Here is a 16,180-nt window from a genome sequence, read left to right as displayed (position 1 = left end):
GCTGGTGTCTCCAGCATCGCACCGCCGGTGCTCCGCTGACAGGGCGCCGTTCGGCCGGACCGTGCGTGTGGTCGTTCGCATGGAAAGTGATCATACGGTTACGTTGCGTGTGTGCTGGAAGCGTCGGTCCTTGATCTTTGTGATCGTTCCGCTGAGGAAGGGACCCTGGGCCGTGTGGCCCGCACGGGGGGTGCGGGAGGGTGACGACGGTGCTGCGACCTGGTTCGACGTCCGCCCGGCCTTCACCGACGGCGCCTGCGTGGAGCTGTTGGCGGTGGTGTCCGGGGGGTCTGTCTCCATCGAGGGCCTCGGCGGGCCCGCCCTGCCTGGCCGCGCGGGGCCGAGGGCTGTAGTCCGGTCGCGCAAGCGCGGAACGCCGGATGTCCGACGCCTCGTCACGTCAGGCGTTGAGAAAGCGCGTCACCGCCGTGGCCGGATCACCGCATGTCCTGCATCCGCGCGATCTCGCTCGTCTGCTGGGCCACCACGTCGTCCGCCATCTCCTCGATGCGCAGGTTGTTGCCCTGCGCCTTGACCTCCGTGGCCATCGTGATCGCACCCTCGTGATGGGTGATCATCAGGGTGAGGAACAGTGTGTCGAACGCCTTGCCGTGCGCCGCGCGCAGTTCCTTCAGCTGTGCCCCGGTCGCCATGCCGGGCATGGTGGCGTGATCGTGCTCTTCGGCGGTCTCCGCCTTGCCGTGCTCCTCGAGCCAGCCCTTCATCGCCTCGATCTCCGGTCCCTGGGCGGCCGAGATGCGCAGGGCGAGACGCTTGACGTCGGCCGACTCGGCCTGCTTCGGGGCCAGTCCGGTCATCTCCAGGGCCTGGGCGTGGTGCACGATCATCATCCGGGCGTACGCCACGTCCGCCGCGTTGGGTGTGTCGTCCTCGGCGCGCTGCCCGGCCGCGTCCTGGGCGGAGAGCGTCCGGTTCGCCTCGCCCGGTCGGCCCGGCACGATCACCGAAGGACCGGTCGCCGTGGCCGACTCGGCCCGCGTGCCGGAGTCACAGCCCGCGAGGGCGAGCGCGAGCAGTGTGGCCGCGATAGCGACGGATGCGCGGCGGTTGGGCACAACTACCTCCTGGGGCACGGGGGTTCGAATGTTCGCACTACCCGGCGGGAAGATTCATTACGTCTGCGTTGCCAGTCTTTGATATGTGCATGATGAAGACGATACTTCAGGGGACTGTGAACCGTTCCACCGCGAACGGCGACGAGGGAGGATGCAGTGACCCTGTTGAACGATCCCCGAACCCGGCGCAGACGGACGGGAGTCGTGGCCGCCTGCACCGGGCTGCTGGCCGCGCTCCTGACCGCGGTCCCGGCGGCCGCCACCCCCGACCCGGGGGACGGGCCCGCCGTGGAGCGCGAGGTCTCCTCGGGCTTACAGGCCGAGGCGGCCGCGGCGATCGCCGACGGCGAGATACCGGGGCAGGACGAGATCGTCCACTCCGGCAACGTCGAGCACCTCACCAACATCCCCAAGGACACGCTGCCAGGCACCAATTCGGACCTGGCCTTCCAGGGCAAGTACGCGTTCGCCGGCAACTACGACGGCTTCCGCATCTTCGACATCAGCAACCCGAAGGCCCCGAAGACCGTCGCGCAGGTACTCTGCCCCGGTTCGCAGAACGACATCTCGGTCTCCGGCGACCTGCTCTTCCTCTCCACCGACTCCTCGCGCAGCGACAACAGTTGCAACAGCACCACGCAGCCCGCGACCGAGAAGTCCTCCTGGGAGGGCATGAAGGTCTTCGACATCAGCGACAAGCAGAACCCGAAGTACGTCGCCGCCGTCGAGACCGCCTGCGGCTCACACACCCACACCCTGGTGCCCGAGCGCAAGAACGTCTACATCTACGTCTCCTCGTACTCGCCCAGCGCCACCTACCCCGACTGCCAGCCCCCGCACGACGGCATCTCCGTCATCAAGGTGCCGCGCAAGGCGCCCGAGCGGGCGGCGGTCGTGAACTTCCCCGTCCTCTTCCCGGGCGAGGGCCCGGACGGCGGCGGCAACCCGGGCTCACCGACCAACCCGGGCGTGTCCAAGACCACCGGCTGCCACGACATCACGGTGCTGCCGGAGAAGGACCTCGCGGCCGGCGCCTGCATGGGCGACGGCATCCTGTTCTCCATCAAGGACCCGGAGAACCCGAAGGTCATCGACCAGGTCGAGGACAACGTGAACTTCGCGTTCTGGCACTCGGCGACCTTCAACCAGAAGGCCGACAAGGTCGTCTTCACCGACGAGCTGGGCGGCGGCGGCGCGGCCACCTGCAATGCGGCGATCGGTCCGAACCGCGGAGCCGACGGCATCTACGACATCGTGGGCAAGGGCGACAAGCGCAAGCTGGTCTTCCGCAGCTACTACAAGATCCCCCGGTACCAGGCGGACACCGAGAACTGCGTCGCCCACAACGGCTCGCTGATCCCGGTCAAGGGCAAGGACATCATGGTCCAGGCCTGGTACCAGGGCGGCGTCTCCGTCTGGGACTTCACCGACTCCTCGAAGCCCAAGGAGATCGCCTACTTCGAGCGCGGCCCGCTCAGCACCACGGCACTGTCGGTCGGCGGGGCCTGGTCGGCGTACTACTACAACGGCTACATCTACTCGAACGACATCACCAAGGGCTTCGACGTGCTGAAGCTCAGCGACCGGCGCACGGATCCGGCGAAGCGGGTCCACCTGCGCGAGCTCAACGTCCAGACCCAGCCGGACTACTTCGACTGATGTCCGGCGGGCGGGTCCGTGGCGAAGAAGCGCGACAGATCCGTCTCACCACTCCCGCCGGACGCCTCGGCGTCCGGCGGGTCCCCCATCGCCCAGTCGAGCCGGTAGCGTGCGAACAGTTCGGCACGCAGGGTCGCGAACGGCAGGGGCACATTGGGCAGCACCAGCGCGTAGACGGCGCCCATGAGCTGTGAGCGCAGCATCGGGTAGTCGTGGTCGACGTCCTGCGAACCGTGCCGCCGCGCGGTGTCCCGCAGCAGTTCGGCCAGCCGCTGCTGCTCGGGGCACTGCACGAACCCCTCGGCCTGCAGCAGCCCGGCCATGTGCTGGCGCATCAGCACCGTACGGTCGCGGGCCAGCCCCAGGATCGCGTCGATGGCCCGCGCCATCCGCTCCCGGCCCTCCTCGGTGCGCGGCTCGCGCTCCAGCGCCTCCTGCAGCGTGCGGTGCATCAGCCGGTGCACCGCCGACTGCACCAGCTGCCGCTTGCCCGGGAAGTAGTACGACACCAGCCCGCGCGCCGATCCGGCCCGGTCCGCGATGTCACCCAGGGTGGTCGCCTCGTACCCGCGCTCGCCGACCAGCTCCAGGGCGGCCTGGAGAAGCCGTTCCCGCGAACGCCGCCGCAATTCTTCATTGACCGAGGCGCTGCGCGGGGACATTCTGTAACTCCTGCGTTGACTGGCTATCAGCCAACTATACTCAGGGCATCCCGGACACTCCCTACGGAGACGGGCCGGGCTGCCGCCTGCTCTGGGCGACGCGGGGGATCGTCCAGAGTGGGCGCGCTTTCTCCCCGATAGTGGCCTCGGGCTACCGATCCGCGGTGTCGGTGCGCCGGCCCACCAGCTCCAGGACCGGCCGCAGCGCGGCCGGCCGCTCGGCCGCCGGCAGATGGTCCACGAAGTGCACCGCGCAGCCCAGCGCCGCCGCCCCGCCGTCCGCCCGCCGGTCGTCCCCGACCATCAGCGTCTCGCGCGGATCGGCCCCCAGTGCCTCGCAGGCCACCGTGAACAGCCGCGGGTCCGGTTTCTGCACCCCGTGTTCGTACGACAGCACGTACACGTCGACGAACCGGTCCAGGCCGTGCTGCCGGAACACCGGCCGCAGATCCCAGCCGATGTTGCTGACCACGCCCACCGCGACACCGCGCTCGCGCAGTCCGCTCAGCACCTCGAGGGTGTCGGGGTACGGCGCCCAGGCCGCCGGTGTCATGTGCCGGTCGTACAGAGCGTCGTAGAGGACCGGATCGGGCAGCGGTACCTGGCGGGCCAGTCCGGTGTACGCCGCCCGGTGCGACGAGGAGCTCGCGTCCCGCACCCCCCACACCTGCGCCATCTCGTCCGGCACCCGCACCGGATTCGCCCCGCCCGGCAGCGCGCCGGCCGTCTCCAGCTCCCGCGCGGTCTCGGTCAGCTCCGCCTCGGGCAGCGTCAGCCCGGCCTCGCCCAGCACGGCGCGCAACCACGACTCGGTGGACTCGATGCGGAAGAGGGTCCCGGAGAAGTCGAACAGAACGGCTGTCATGCGACGATCCTAGAAGCTGGCGGATCTTGCGGGGCACGTTCCACCGGAGGGGAAGATCGCCCTCGCGGAACGCACAGACGAACACCCCCTCACGCACCACGCCGATCTCCCGGCACCGCTCGCAGCGCCGGAACACCAAGGCGTACGTGAACCCGTCGGGCCGTCGGACTCCCGCCCGGTCCAGGGCGGTGACCGCCGGCCCGGCAGTCCGGGTCGGGGCAGTGTCCGGTCGACTGATTGCTGACCTAGTGAACCTCCCAGCCGTCCGGCGTCCGGCGGAACCCGATCTCGCCTGCCCCGAGCACTTCCTGGCCGCCCGCGCAGGCCACATGCTCGCTGCGGCGGTGCGCCGGCCGCAGGAACCCGTCGAGCCCCACGGCACAGGTGTACGGCTCGCCGTCCCGCGGTCCGTACGCGGCCAGGTCGGCGGGGTCGCGGATCACCCGCCCCTCGGTGCCGGGCACGACGGCCCGCCGGACGTCCTCCGGGCCGGCGCAACCGTCGACCGCATGGTCACCGCGCGCTCACGGCCGTCGGCGCAGCTGGACCGCGATCGCCAGGGCCACCAGCAGCGCGCCCAGGAGCCAGCCGCCGAGGACGTCCGAGGGCCAGTGCACTCCCAGCCAGATCCGGGTCAGTCCCACCCCCACCACGGAGACCGCCGCCACCGCCAGCCCCGCACGCCACACCGCCGGACGGACGCCGTGCCGGTGCAGCAGCCACAGCAGCAGTCCGAACACCACCGTCGCGGTCAGCGCGTGGCCCGAGGGATACGCCGCGTAGTGGGCGGAGTCGACCGGGTCGGGCCAGACCGGGCGGGCCCGGCCGACCGCGGACTTCAGACCCTGCTGGATCAGCGTGCCCAGCGCCGAGGTGACGACCAGCCAGCCCGCCGTCCACCAGTCCGCGTGCCGCCACACCAGCCACACCACTGCCGCCGCCCCCAGCAGGCGCATCGTCACCGGGTCCCACACCCAGTCCGTGAGGATCCGGCAGGCGTGGGTGATCCCGGGATCGGCGACGGCCCAGCGGTGGGTGGTGCGGGAGACGTCGTCGTCGGCGGACATCAGGGGCTGCCACTGTGCCGCGACCCCGACCAGCAGGAGGACCGAGCACAGGCCGAGGGCCAGGGCGGCACGGACCGCCGTTCGCAGCGCGGGAGGGCGGGGCGGGGAGGGGGAGTCGAGGGCCGAGGTGCGCATGATGCGATCCTCTCCGACCGGCGGGGTCCGAGGCCAACCCGGGGCGGATCGCGGGTGGCGGTGAGGTGGCCGGGGGTGACTCGCGCGGCCGGCCCGGCCGGTGTCCGTCCGGTGGGAGGGGGCTCAGCCCAGCGCCCGCAGCCCGGGCATCAGCGCCACCAGCACCGGGACCACCGGCACGAGCGAGGCCGCCGCGGTCAGCCGCAGCCGGCGCGCCGCGGTGAGCCGGCCGGGAGGTGTGAGCAACCGGTGCACCCGCTGCGGGACATGAGCCTGCGGGGTGGGGGAGGGGCCGAACACACCCCGGTCCTCGTTGAGCTCGACCAGGGCCAGGGCGGTGGTGAGGCGGCCGAAGCGACGGGAGGCCACGTCGTCCGCGGCCAGCTCCACCAGCCGGTGCATCTCGTCGCGGAACGCCGCGAAGACGGGCACCTGTGGAAACCCGGTGGCCAGCGCCGACGACGAGTGCAGCAGCCAGTGGTGCCGCGCCTGCGCGTGCCCCTGCTCGTGTGCGAGGACGGCGTCCAGCTGACGCCCCTGCAGCCGCCGCAACGCGGCCGTGGTGACCACCAGTTGGGGCGCCGAACCCGGCAGCCACCAGGCGTCGGGCCGCTCGCCCTCCAGTACGACGAGCCGTCCCGTGGCGGCCTCCTCGCCCGGCAACAGCGGTGCCTGCAGCCGCAGTTCGGCCCGCTGCGACCGCCCCTTGGCCCGCGCCCGCACGATCTCCCGGACGAGCATCGCGCCGCTCCACAGCCCGCCGCAGGCCAGCGCCACGGCCGTCGTCGCGGCCCAAGGACCGTCCGAGCCAAGGGCGTAGGCCTCCACGACCCCGTGCGGGGCCGGCGCGAAGACATGTCCGCGCACCGCCTGCCAGGCCGCCGCCGCACTGAGCGTCATCGACAGGGCACAGCACAGCAGGACGGACGCCACCACGCACTGCCACGCCCACAGCGCGACCACCGGTTCACGGTCCGGCCAGTCGGCCCGCGCGATGAGCCGGGGCGCGGCCACGGCGGTCAGCGCGCCGAGCAGCAGCAGGACCGCGGGGACCATCATGGGCAGCACCCTATGAGCGGCGCACCGCTCAGGGGTACGGCTTGTCACGGCAAAGTGACGCAGACCACGGCCGGTTCGGGTTCACATCGTCAGCAGCATCGCCAGCATGCCGATTCCCATCGACAACCGGCACGCCCGGGCCAGTTCGGGACGGTCGCCCCAGGCGAGGGCGCCGCCACCGGAGGTCCCCGCCGCCGGCAGCAGCCGGATCCCCGCGAGGAGGACGTACCCGGTGAAGTAGAGCAGCAGCGCGCCCGTCAGGAGCGGGACCCCCGGGCCCGGGGCCGCGCCGCCGTGCTCGTGGGCGTGCGCGTGGGCCGGGGCGCCGGCCATCACCACCGCCATGTAGACCATGGCCGCCGTCCCCACCAGGTGATGCAGATGGTGAGCGCTCGCGCGGGCCGCCCACAGGGCCCGCAGCGCGGCGGCGCCGAAGACCACCGCGTAGGCCGGCCAGGCCCACGACGGCGGGGTGAACACCGCGGTCGGCACGGCCATCGCCGCCATGCCGAAACCCATGAGCGCCTCCCCGCCCGCGGCCCTGCGCTGCTCCTCGACGGCGCTGCGCATCCGCAGCAGACAGTAGGCCCCGGTCGCCGCACACAGCGCGACCAGCAGCCAGCCGGGCGAAGCCGGTCCGTGCACACGCACCTCCCCGCTCGACGGTCCCGTCGAGGGTTGCGATGCCCACGGCACGCGGCGCGCACGCGAGCGCAAGGGTGTACACGGGGGGCATTCGGGGGAGCATGACAGCGATATGTTTCACGAATAAAATACATGCTAAATTGATGGACATGCCCGGATCCCGTCTCCCGCTCGCCGGTGTGCTGAGCCTCGGCCGCCCCTCCGACATCTGGTTCAAGCCCGCCCTGAGTGCCGTCGTCTCGGTCGCCCCGCCGAACCTGATCCTGCTGGCGCTCGGCCGCCTCGACCTGGCGATGTACACGATGGCCGGATCCCTGTGCGCCCTGTACGCCCACAACCGTCCCTACGCGGCCCGGGCCCGGGTCCTCGCCGGTGTCGTGCTGGGCATGACCGGCGGCCTGGCCGTGGCCCTGCTCGCGGCCTCCCTGACCACCGACCCCGCTGTCCTGGTCGCCGTGGGCGCGCTGCTGGCCGCCGCGCAGAAGTCGGTCTGCGACATGACCCGCCTCGGGCCGCCCGCCAATGTCGTCCTCACCTTCATCAGCTCCGCCGCCCTGTTCGCCCCCCAGACCCCCGCCCAGATCCCCGGCCACCTGGGCCTGGCCCTGGCGGCGGGGGCCTGGGCCTGGCTGATCGGCATGGCTCCCGGACTGGTCCGCCCGCACGGTCCCGAGCGCCGCTCCACGGCCAACGCCCTGCACGCGGCCGCCGCCTTCGCCGCGGCGGCCGAAGCCCCCGAGACCTCCCGAACGCCCCGGCCTGCCGAGGCACGGGCCCGCGCCTCCGCCGCGGCCGCCGTGCACGCCGCCTGGCAGACCCTGTCGGCGGTCCGGGACGTCCGGACCCGACGCGCCCTGGAACGGCTGCTGGTCCGTGCCGAGGTGGCCCTCGCGGCCCCCGCCGACACCGACCCGGAGCGGCTGCGCGCCTGGGCCGGCACTCTGCGCACCACCGGCCCGGTCCCGTACCCCGACGACCTCCCGGACGACGACGAACTCCTCGGTCCCGAAGCCCGACCGGCCGTGGGACAGCCCTCGTTGCGGCACCGGCTGGGCCCCCTCGCCCCGATCGCGCTGCGTACCGCCCTCGGCTGCGCCCTCGCCGGCTACGCCTCGCTCGCGCTGGGCGTCGGCCGCCCCTACTGGGCCCTGGTGACCGCGGCCTCCCTCTACCAGGCGAACATCACCCTGACCTGGAACCGCGCCGTCCAGCGCGTGGTCGGCAACCTCGTCGGCGTGCTCGCGTTCGCCGCGCTGGCCCCGCTGGCCCATCTCCATCCGGCGGCCCTGGTACTGGTCTGCCTCGGCCTCAACTTCGGCGCGGAGGCGTTGATCAGCCGCAACTACTGGCTCGGCAGCGTCTGCGTGACCCCGATGGCCCTGCTCATCACCGAGTTCGCCCGGTACCAGGACTCCGGCCGGCTGATCACCGAACGGCTCGTGGACACACTCGTCGGCGCCGCCGTCGGTTTCGTCGCCGCGGTCGCCGTCACCAACCGCCGTGCCGGGGACCGGCTGGAGCGGGCGCTGTCGGCGGTGGAAGCGGCCCGCGACCACACCGGGCACCTTCTCACCCGCCCGGACATCACCCCCGCGACCCTGGAGTCCGCCCGCCGCGCGCTCGCCGCCGCCCTGGTGGAACTGAGTGCCACGGCCGACGCGGCGTCCGGCGAGTGGTGGCAGCGCGGCCTGCCCGAGGAGCGGGTCGTGGCGGCCGAACAGTCCGGACACCGTACGCTCGCCGCGACGGCAAGGCACCAGGGCCTGCTCCCGGACCGGGACGCGACCACGAGAGCGGAGGACGTACGGCGATGACGGCGACGCACGGACCAGCGGCGACCGAGGACGGCACGAGAGGACGTTCCGCACCGGGAGAGCCGTCGCCGGACCGGCCCACCGCAGCGGACGCGCCCGGCGGGGGGCGGGCGGAAGACCGGACGACGCCGGAGCACTCCCCGGCCGGCGCACCGCCCACGGCCGCCGGTGCTCCCGACGGGGCGGCCGGCGTCGGGGACCGGCCGCGGACCGACACGGTCGCGGCGGTCGTGCGGCAGTGGCGGGCCGTGTGGCCCGATCTCGACACCGGGCCCATGGAGATCATCGGCCGGGTCAACCGTTGCGCCGCCCTGTTCCAGCAGGCCGAGGACGCGCCCCTGCGCCGCGCGGGGCTGAGCCGTCCGGAGTTCGAGCTGTTGGCCGCGCTGCGCCGTACCGGTCATGAACTGACCCCCGGCGAACTGGCCCGTGAGACCTTCTCCTCCGGGGCCGCCGTCACGAAGCGCCTCAAGCAGCTCACCGAACGCGGCCTGGTGGAGCGCCGGGTGGACACCCGCGACCGCCGTGTCGCGCACCTCCGCCTCACGGACACCGGCCGAGACCTCGTCGACGGCATCCTTCCCGACCAACTCGCCTACGAGAGCGCCGTACTGTCCGCCCTGGACGCCGACCGCCAGGGCGAACTGGCCGACCTGCTGGGCGAGTTGCTGACCCGCCTGGAAGGACATGCGGGGGCCGTGCGGATCTGACGCCGCGGGTGCCCGCGACGGCCGTCGCCCGGGCAGCCGGGGCCGCGTCGGGGGGCACGCGAAGCCGGCGGCGCCTGAGCGGGGAAAACCGACGGCGTCGGGCGCGGGTGCGGGCGGGCGGACCCCAGCCGTGTCGCGGGGTGCGGGCACGGGGCCGGGGCACGTCAGCGGTGTCGCGGGCGCGGGTGCCGGCGGAGTCGGTGCCACCGGCCGCGGCAGGCTGTGAACCGCGTCGCCCGGCTGTTCAGTGCTCGTCGCCCGCCCGGTACATCCCGAACACCGCGCCCTGCGGGTCCCGGACCACGGCGATCCGCGGGCCGCCCGGAACCGCGGCGGGTTCCATGAGCGCGCTGCCGCCGGTCCCCGTCGCCGTCGCCGTGGCGGCGTCCACGTCGGCCACCGCGAAGTACGGCAGCCAGTGCGGCGGCACCTCGGGCGGGAACTTCTCGTCCATCGTGACCATGCCGCCGAAGTCCGCCCCGCCGACGCCCCACTGCACGTAGTTCTCCGAGGAGCTCACGGTCCAGCCGAACACCGTCGTGTAGAAGGTCTCCGCCCGGCCGGGTTCGCGGGTCAGCAGTTCCACCCAGCCGAGCGAGCCGGGGGCGTTGAACAGCCCCGCGCCCGGGAAGGCCCGCGCCTGCCACAGCTGGAACGCGGCGCCGCCCGGATCCAGGGCCACCACGAACCGGCCCACGTCGAACACGTCCATCGGGCCGACCAGCACCTTCCCGCCGGCCTCGGTGACCAGCCGCGCGCTGACATCGGCGTCCGTCACGGCGAACGACACGGTCCAGGCGCACGGCTGCGCCTCCTGGTAGAGAGGGGTCAGCGCGGCGACGGCCGCCTCGCCGAGGTGCGCGACCGAGTAGCCGCCCGCCTCCTGCCGTGGATCCGTCCGCGCCTGCCAGCCGAACAGCTCCGCGTAGAACCGCTTCGCCGCCTCCAGATCCCTGGTCCCCAACTCGGCCCAGCAGGGCCCACCGGGCACGGGTGCGTCGAGCTTCATGGCGATCCCTCCGAAAGGATCCCCCTCCAGCACGCTAAGCCCGACCCCCTGCCCCGGCATCCGCTGCCGCGAGGCTCCCGCGGCGCGCCGGGGGAGCCCGGTGGGCCGGGCCGGTCGCTCAGATCCCCGGCCGGTACCGGATCGGATGGTCCGCAGGCACCTCCACCAGGACGATCGGCGTCCCGTCCGGATCCTCGATCCACATCTCGACGAGTCCCCACGGCTCCTTCACCGGCGGCCGCACGACCTCGACCCCCTTCGCCCGCAGTTCGTCGTGCGCCGCCGCCACGTCCGCGACCTGCAGCCACAGCCGTACGGCCGGCTCCGGCGGGGCCTCCGAACGGCCCGAGACCTCCAGGAAACCGCCGCCGAGGAAGTAGACGACCCCGCGCTCCGGCCCCGTACCGAACTCGCGGTACACGGCCAGCCCCAGCTGCTCCCCGTAGAAGGCGCGGGAACGCTCGGGGTCGGCGGGACGGAGAAGGATCCTGCTGCTGAGTACGTGCACCATGCGCACCGAGACTAACCGGCGGATCACGCCCCGGACGCGAGGTCCGGCGACGCAGCGCTACCCTCGTCCCTGCCCGCGCCGCCGCCCCGATCGGAGAGCCGCCTCATGGACAGCGCCGCCCCCGCCTCCCCCGGACTCACCTTCCGTGACGCCACGGCCGCCGACGTGGACGCTCTGGTCGCGCTCGTCGAGTCGGCCTATCGCGGGGACGCCAGCCGGGCCGGGTGGACCACCGAGGCGGACATCCTCGAGGGACAGCGGACCGATCCCGAAGGTGTGCTGGAGGTCGTCGAGTCGCCCGACAGCCGGCTGCTGACCGTCGGGCGGGAAGGCCGGATCGTCGCCTGCTGCCAGCTCGAACACCGCGGTGACCACGCCTACTTCGGCATGTTCGCGGTCAGTCCCCTGGAGCAGGGAGCGGGCCTCGGCAAGGTCGTCATGGCGGAGGCCGAGCGGCAGGCGCGTGCGTCCTGGGGCGTCACCGAGATGCACATGACCGTGATCTCGGTGCGCGAGGACCTCATCGCCTGGTACGAACGCCGTGGCTACCGCCGTACCGGAAGGATGACCCCCTTCCCCTACGGCGACGAGCGCTTCGGCATCCCCCAGCGCCCGGATCTGCAGTTCGAGCTGCTGGTCAAAGTCCTCGGCTGACGAACCCGGCTCACGCCGTGAAGCGGCCCGAGCGTCTGATCTCCGGGTAGTCGGTGGTCGCGCCGTCCAGCTCCAGCGCCCGTACCAGCCGCAGCTGATCCTGCGTGTTGACCACCCAGCCGATGATCCGCAGATCGCGTCGGCGAGCCTCCTCGACGATCTCCAGGGTGAGCCGCCGCAGGTTCAGGCACACGGTGGTGGCCCCGGCGTCCTCGGCCCGGGCGACGATGTCCAGGCCGTAGCGGCTGCCGATCAGCGCCGTGCGTACCCCGGGCACCAGCCGGGCGATCTCGGCGAGCGCCTCGTCGTGGAACGAGGACACCTCCACCCGCTCCGCCAGGTTCCGCTCCCGCATCACCTCCGCCAGCGCCCGCGCGGCCTGCACGTCCTTGATCTCCGCCTGTATCGGCAGCGTCACGGCGTCCAGAATCTCTTCGAACACCGGCACCCGCTCTCCGCGCCCGGCGTCCAGGGTCTTCAGCTCCGCCAGCGTCTGATCGGCGATGGGGCCGGTCCCGTCCGTCGTACGGTCCACATCGGGATCATGCATGACCACCAGGGCGCCGTCCTTGCTCAGATGCAGATCGAGCTCGATCGCATCGAGGCCGGCCTCCTCGGCGGCGACGAAGGAGCGCAGGGTGTTCTCGGGCTCGACACCCATGATTCCGCGGTGACCGATGGTGAGGAAGTTCAAGACGGGACTCGCTTCCGTCGACGGCGCAGGTGGCTCGCAGCCTAATGGCCCCCGCCGGTCATGGACACGTGTAAGGCCGAGCGGTTCGCACACCTACCCCGTCGTAGCGGAACTACTCACTCCTGCGATGTCGTACAGGAAAAAATGCGGTGAAGATGCGGTCGCGCAGGATAATTTCCCGAAGCCGCACTTGCTGGAGGAAACCTCATATGCATACGGTGTCCATACGCGAGGTTCTCCAGTGGAGGATGGGACATGACGGAAATTCTTGTGCAGGCGGCGACGGGGGAGCAGGTTCCTCCCGCGACCAGGGTGGTGGAGCACCCGGCGTGGCCCGTGCTCAAGGATGCGGTGGAGCGGATCCGCCCCTGGCAGTCCAAGGACGGGTCGATCGACTTCACGGCCGAGGGTGCCCCGGAGCGTGCCGAGGCCGGAAGGGCCGTCCGGGACGTGATCGGCGCGGTCGAGGAGCTCTCCGCGCTGCTCCCGCACGACGCCGCCTACCACCGGGCCCTCGCCGGGGATCTGCGCGCCTGGGCCGAGGGCGGCTTCCCGGTGCCGGACTTCCTCGACTCGCTGCTGGCCTTCCAGCCCGCGGCCGGCCGTGCGGACGGTCTCCAGCACCTGGTCGTGTTCCCGATGTACACGCAGAACGGCAACCCCGACCGCAACCTCGAGGCCGTCGTGCTGCGCATGGTCTGGCCGGACTGGCTGGCCGAACTGGAACGCACCCGCTACGACAACCCGCTGTTCTGCGGCATCACCTTCGAGGACTTCACGGCCGGGTACGACACCAACTCGGCCGTCCTCTTCCCGGAGACCATCGCCGTCCGCGAGGCGCCGGAACGTTTCTCCTGGGGTGGCATCTTCTGCGACCGGGAGGCGGCCCGCTTCCGCCGGGTCACGGAGGCCGCCGTCGACATCCTGGGGCTGGAGCTGCCCGAGGACGTCGCCGCCATGGTTCACGACCAGAAGCGCTGCGAGGAGGCCTTCGTCCTGTGGGACATGGTCCACGACCGCACCCACAGCCACGGCGATCTGCCCTTCGACCCGTTCATGATCAAGCAGCGCCAGCCGTTCTGGATGTACGGCCTGGAGGAGCTGCGCTGCGACCTCACCGCCTTCAAGGAGGCCGTGAAGCTGGCGGCCGACGGCGTTCCGCAGGCCCGTGACGTCCAGTACGCGGTGCTCTTCGACCGGATGTTCCGCTTCCCGGTCACGGGCGAGCGCGTGCGCAACTACGACGGTCTCGGCGGCCAGCTCCTCTTCGCCTACCTGCACAAGCACGACGTCGTCCGCTGGACCGACAACAAGCTCCACATCGACTGGGAGCGCGCCCCGCAGGTCACCAACCAGCTCTGCGCCGACATCGAGGAGCTGTACCGGGACGGCATCGACCGTCCGAAACTGGTGCACTGGTTCGCCGGCTACGAGCTGGTCTCCACCTACCTCGCTCCGCACCCGGGCTCCAAGTGGGCCAAGGGCCCGGACGCCCTGGATCTGAGCCAGCCGCCGCGGAAACTCGTCGATGACGTGCTTCCGGACGAGTTTCCGCTGAGCATGTTCTATGAGGCTCTGTCCAAGAAGCTGAAGAACGTGATCGCCTCCACCAAGGGCATCACGGCGGACAGTGCCGAGCGGATCGCCGCGTGAGCGACCTGCGTACCGAGAACACTGCTCCGCGGAACACTGCGGAGCAGAGCACTGCTCAGGAGGCGAAGACCATGGGGAACGGGGCTCTCAGTGGAGCGGTGATCGCGGTGGCCGGTGCGGGCGGACCCGCCGGGCGTGCGACCCTGCTCAGGCTCGCCCGGGCCGGCGCGACCGTCGTCGGTTCGGACAACGACCCGGAGCGGCTCGCGGAGGCCGTCGACCACGCCCGCTACGAGGCGGGCGGAGCCACGGTCACCGGCGACACCGTCGACCTGCTCGAGCTGAACTCGACCCGTGACTGGGCCACCCGCGTCGAGAAGGACTTCGGCCGCGTCGACGGACTGGTCCACCTGGTCGGCGGCTGGCGCGGCAGCGAGACCTTCACCAAGACCAGCCTCGACGACTGGGACTTCCTGGAACTGCTGCTGGTCAAGACCGTGCAGCACACCTCCCTCGCCTTCCACGAGGCGCTGCAGCGCAGCGAGCGCGGCCGCTACGTCCTGATCAGCGCCGCGGGTGCCAGCAAGCCCACCGCGGGCAACGCCGCGTACGCCGCCGCCAAGGCCGCCGCCGAGGCGTGGACGCTGTCGATGGCCGACTTCTTCCGCAAGGCCGGGGGCGCCGACGGACCGAGCTCCGCCGCTGCCATCCTGGTGGTGAAGGCGTTGGTGCACGAGGCGATGCGCGCCGAGCGGCCCAACGCGAAGTTCGCGGGCTTCACCGACGTCGGGGACCTGGCCGAGGCCATCGCCGGAGTCTGGGAGAAGACCGCCCCCGAAGTGAACGGACAGCGTCTGTGGCTCACCGAGAAGCCGTGAACCCCCCGAAGACCGACGCACGCCGCCGTCACGACCCCGAAGTCCGTGGTTTCGCCAGCGACAACTACGCCGGGGCGCACCCGGAGGTGCTGGCCGCCCTGGCCCTGGCCAACGGCGGCCACCAGGTCGCCTACGGCGAGGACGCCTACACCGAGAACCTCCAGCGCGTCATCCGCAGCCACTTCGGGGCCACGGCCGAGGCGTTCCCGGTCTTCAACGGCACCGGCGCCAACGTCGTCGCCCTCCAGGCGGTCACCGACCGCTGGGGAGCGGTGATCTGCGCCGAGAGCGCCCACATCAACGTCGACGAGGGCGGTGCCCCCGAGCGGATGGGCGGCCTCAAGCTGCTCACCGTGCCCACGCCCGACGGCAAGCTCACGCCCGAGCTGATCGACCGGCAGGCGTACGGCTGGGACGACGAGCACCGTGCGATGCCGCAGGTCGTCTCGATCACCCAGAGCACGGAGCTCGGCACCCTCTACACGCCGGACGAGATCCGGGCGATCTGCGACCACGCCCACGCGCGCGGGATGAAGGTCCACCTGGACGGGTCCCGGATAGCCAACGCGGCCGCCTCCCTGAACGTCCCCATGCGGACGTTCACCAACGCGGTCGGCGTGGACATCCTCTCCCTCGGCGGGACGAAGAACGGCGCACTGTTCGGCGAGGCGGTCGTCGTCATCGACCAGGGCGCCGTCCGCCGGATGAAGCACCTGCGCAAGCTGTCCATGCAACTGGCCTCCAAGATGCGTTTCGTCTCGGTGCAGCTGGAGGCGCTGCTCGCCAAGGACCTGTGGCTGCGCAACGCCCGTCACGCCAACGAGATGGCCCAGCGGCTCGCGGAGGGCGTACGGGCCGTGCACGGGGTGGAGATCCTCCACCCGGTCCAGGCCAACGGGGTGTTCGCCAGGCTGCCGCACGACGTGAGTGAGCGCCTGCAGAAGAAGTTCCGGTTCTACTTCTGGGACGAGTCGGCGGGCGTCGTGCGCTGGATGTGCGCGTTCGACACCACCGAGGAGGACGTGGACGCGTTCGTCGCGGCGCTCAAGGAGGAGATGGCCCGCTGACCGAGCCCCGGCCAGTGATTGCATAGATATGCGGTCACCTGAAAAGTCATTGACTCTCGGGTGATCGCTTTTCTATGCTCTG

At 71.7% G+C, this 16,180-nt stretch carries 18 protein-coding genes; 8 read left to right on the top strand and 10 right to left on the bottom strand.

What is annotated here, in order from left to right; translation table 11 throughout:
• Positions 1 to 79 precede the first annotated feature (79 nt).
• Positions 80 to 535, top strand: a complete 456-nt coding sequence (locus tag ABT057_RS01815; RefSeq protein ID WP_352340407.1) for a DUF6214 family protein — start codon at positions 80 to 82, stop codon at positions 533 to 535.
• On the opposite strand, the gene ABT057_RS01810 is transcribed toward ABT057_RS01815, so the two are convergent.
• The gene (locus ABT057_RS01810; protein ID WP_352340406.1) at positions 438 to 1,076 is read right to left on the bottom strand and encodes a DUF305 domain-containing protein; all 639 of its coding nucleotides are present in this window, start codon (positions 1,074 to 1,076) and stop codon (positions 438 to 440) included. The two genes, ABT057_RS01815 and ABT057_RS01810, sit on opposite strands and share 98 nt — an antisense overlap.
• A gap of 156 nt (positions 1,077 to 1,232) precedes the next feature.
• Here ABT057_RS01810 and ABT057_RS01805 point away from each other — a divergent pair, with 156 nt between their 5' ends.
• Positions 1,233 to 2,735 carry an LVIVD repeat-containing protein gene (locus ABT057_RS01805; protein WP_352340405.1) on the top strand — a complete coding sequence of 501 codons (1,503 nt, stop codon included), beginning with the start codon at positions 1,233 to 1,235 and terminating at the stop codon, positions 2,733 to 2,735.
• Here ABT057_RS01805 and ABT057_RS01800 read toward each other — a convergent pair.
• From ABT057_RS01800 to ABT057_RS01775, 6 genes are all read right to left on the bottom strand, one after another.
• Complete coding sequence (locus ABT057_RS01800; protein ID WP_352340404.1) at positions 2,723 to 3,397, bottom strand: TetR/AcrR family transcriptional regulator; 675 nt, start codon at positions 3,395 to 3,397, stop codon at positions 2,723 to 2,725. The genes ABT057_RS01805 and ABT057_RS01800 overlap by 13 nt on opposite strands.
• Positions 3,398 to 3,548: 151 nt before the next feature.
• Positions 3,549 to 4,262: an HAD family hydrolase gene (locus ABT057_RS01795; protein WP_352340403.1), complete on the bottom strand. Its 714-nt coding sequence runs from the start codon at positions 4,260 to 4,262 to the stop codon at positions 3,549 to 3,551.
• A 245-nt stretch (positions 4,263 to 4,507) separates the two neighbouring features.
• Positions 4,508 to 4,726 (bottom strand): hypothetical protein, encoded by a 219-nt coding sequence (locus ABT057_RS01790; protein WP_352340402.1) that lies wholly within the window; start codon positions 4,724 to 4,726, stop codon positions 4,508 to 4,510.
• Positions 4,727 to 4,786: 60 nt separating this feature from the next.
• On the bottom strand, positions 4,787 to 5,464 hold the full coding sequence (locus ABT057_RS01785; protein ID WP_352340401.1) for a phosphatase PAP2 family protein: 678 nt from the start codon (positions 5,462 to 5,464) through the stop codon (positions 4,787 to 4,789).
• A gap of 123 nt (positions 5,465 to 5,587) precedes the next feature.
• Positions 5,588 to 6,523 carry a M56 family metallopeptidase gene (locus tag ABT057_RS01780; protein ID WP_352340399.1) on the bottom strand — a complete coding sequence of 312 codons (936 nt, stop codon included), beginning with the start codon at positions 6,521 to 6,523 and terminating at the stop codon, positions 5,588 to 5,590.
• 81 nt (positions 6,524 to 6,604) lie between these two features.
• Positions 6,605 to 7,168: a DUF5134 domain-containing protein gene (locus ABT057_RS01775; protein WP_352340397.1), complete on the bottom strand. Its 564-nt coding sequence runs from the start codon at positions 7,166 to 7,168 to the stop codon at positions 6,605 to 6,607.
• A 149-nt stretch (positions 7,169 to 7,317) separates the two neighbouring features.
• Here ABT057_RS01775 and ABT057_RS01770 point away from each other — a divergent pair, with 149 nt between their 5' ends.
• On the top strand, positions 7,318 to 8,982 hold the full coding sequence (locus tag ABT057_RS01770; protein WP_352340395.1) for an FUSC family protein: 1,665 nt from the start codon (positions 7,318 to 7,320) through the stop codon (positions 8,980 to 8,982).
• Positions 8,983 to 9,212: 230 nt separating this feature from the next.
• Positions 9,213 to 9,692 carry a MarR family winged helix-turn-helix transcriptional regulator gene (locus ABT057_RS01765; protein WP_352340588.1) on the top strand — a complete coding sequence of 160 codons (480 nt, stop codon included), beginning with the start codon at positions 9,213 to 9,215 and terminating at the stop codon, positions 9,690 to 9,692.
• A gap of 244 nt (positions 9,693 to 9,936) precedes the next feature.
• Here the strand turns inward: ABT057_RS01765 and ABT057_RS01760 are convergent, their stop codons facing one another.
• Both ABT057_RS01760 and ABT057_RS01755 read right to left on the bottom strand, forming a co-directional pair.
• A complete protein-coding gene (locus ABT057_RS01760) occupies positions 9,937 to 10,701 on the bottom strand; it encodes a VOC family protein (RefSeq protein ID WP_352340393.1) in 765 nt (254 codons plus the stop codon).
• 118 nt (positions 10,702 to 10,819) lie between these two features.
• Positions 10,820 to 11,212, bottom strand: a complete 393-nt coding sequence (locus tag ABT057_RS01755; RefSeq protein WP_352340391.1) for a VOC family protein — start codon at positions 11,210 to 11,212, stop codon at positions 10,820 to 10,822.
• Between the two features lie 105 nt (positions 11,213 to 11,317).
• Between ABT057_RS01755 and ABT057_RS01750 the strand changes: the two genes are divergently transcribed.
• Positions 11,318 to 11,866: a GNAT family N-acetyltransferase gene (locus ABT057_RS01750; RefSeq protein ID WP_352340390.1), complete on the top strand. Its 549-nt coding sequence runs from the start codon at positions 11,318 to 11,320 to the stop codon at positions 11,864 to 11,866.
• Between the two features lie 10 nt (positions 11,867 to 11,876).
• On the opposite strand, the gene ABT057_RS01745 is transcribed toward ABT057_RS01750, so the two are convergent.
• Positions 11,877 to 12,560 (bottom strand): glycerophosphodiester phosphodiesterase, encoded by a 684-nt coding sequence (locus tag ABT057_RS01745; protein WP_352340388.1) that lies wholly within the window; start codon positions 12,558 to 12,560, stop codon positions 11,877 to 11,879.
• Between the two features lie 255 nt (positions 12,561 to 12,815).
• Here ABT057_RS01745 and ABT057_RS01740 point away from each other — a divergent pair, with 255 nt between their 5' ends.
• The 3 genes from ABT057_RS01740 (at position 12,816) to ABT057_RS01730 (ending at position 16,098) form a co-directional block, all read left to right on the top strand.
• On the top strand, positions 12,816 to 14,213 hold the full coding sequence (locus ABT057_RS01740; RefSeq protein ID WP_352340386.1) for a DUF6421 family protein: 1,398 nt from the start codon (positions 12,816 to 12,818) through the stop codon (positions 14,211 to 14,213).
• 71 nt (positions 14,214 to 14,284) lie between these two features.
• A complete protein-coding gene (locus tag ABT057_RS01735; protein ID WP_352340384.1) occupies positions 14,285 to 15,031 on the top strand; it encodes an SDR family NAD(P)-dependent oxidoreductase in 747 nt (248 codons plus the stop codon).
• Positions 15,028 to 16,098 carry a threonine aldolase family protein gene (locus ABT057_RS01730; protein WP_352340382.1) on the top strand — a complete coding sequence of 357 codons (1,071 nt, stop codon included), beginning with the start codon at positions 15,028 to 15,030 and terminating at the stop codon, positions 16,096 to 16,098. Before ABT057_RS01735 ends, ABT057_RS01730 begins: the two co-directional genes overlap by 4 nt.
• Positions 16,099 to 16,180 lie beyond the last annotated feature (82 nt).

The organism is Streptomyces sp. NPDC002588, assembly GCF_040295925.1.
Taxonomy (GTDB): Bacteria; Actinomycetota; Actinomycetes; order Streptomycetales; family Streptomycetaceae; genus Streptomyces.
This window is presented reverse-complemented; position numbering and strand designations above follow the sequence as displayed.

Excerpts from the sequence above, each read along its gene's own strand:
- ABT057_RS01785 (WP_352340401.1), bottom strand. The coding sequence starts at position 5,464 with ATGCGCACCTCGGCCCTCGACTCCCCCTCCCCGCCCCGCCCTCCCGCG.
- ABT057_RS01800 (WP_352340404.1), bottom strand. The coding sequence starts at position 3,397 with ATGTCCCCGCGCAGCGCCTCGGTCAATGAAGAATTGCGGCGGCGTTCG.
- ABT057_RS01740 (WP_352340386.1), top strand. The coding sequence starts at position 12,816 with ATGACGGAAATTCTTGTGCAGGCGGCGACGGGGGAGCAGGTTCCTCCC.
- ABT057_RS01780 (WP_352340399.1), bottom strand. The coding sequence starts at position 6,523 with ATGATGGTCCCCGCGGTCCTGCTGCTGCTCGGCGCGCTGACCGCCGTG.
- ABT057_RS01815 (WP_352340407.1), top strand. The coding sequence starts at position 80 with ATGGAAAGTGATCATACGGTTACGTTGCGTGTGTGCTGGAAGCGTCGG.
- ABT057_RS01770 (WP_352340395.1), top strand. The coding sequence starts at position 7,318 with ATGCCCGGATCCCGTCTCCCGCTCGCCGGTGTGCTGAGCCTCGGCCGC.
- ABT057_RS01750 (WP_352340390.1), top strand. The coding sequence starts at position 11,318 with ATGGACAGCGCCGCCCCCGCCTCCCCCGGACTCACCTTCCGTGACGCC.
- ABT057_RS01735 (WP_352340384.1), top strand. The coding sequence starts at position 14,285 with ATGGGGAACGGGGCTCTCAGTGGAGCGGTGATCGCGGTGGCCGGTGCG.
- ABT057_RS01755 (WP_352340391.1), bottom strand. The coding sequence starts at position 11,212 with ATGGTGCACGTACTCAGCAGCAGGATCCTTCTCCGTCCCGCCGACCCC.
- ABT057_RS01760 (WP_352340393.1), bottom strand. The coding sequence starts at position 10,701 with ATGAAGCTCGACGCACCCGTGCCCGGTGGGCCCTGCTGGGCCGAGTTG.
- ABT057_RS01795 (WP_352340403.1), bottom strand. The coding sequence starts at position 4,262 with ATGACAGCCGTTCTGTTCGACTTCTCCGGGACCCTCTTCCGCATCGAG.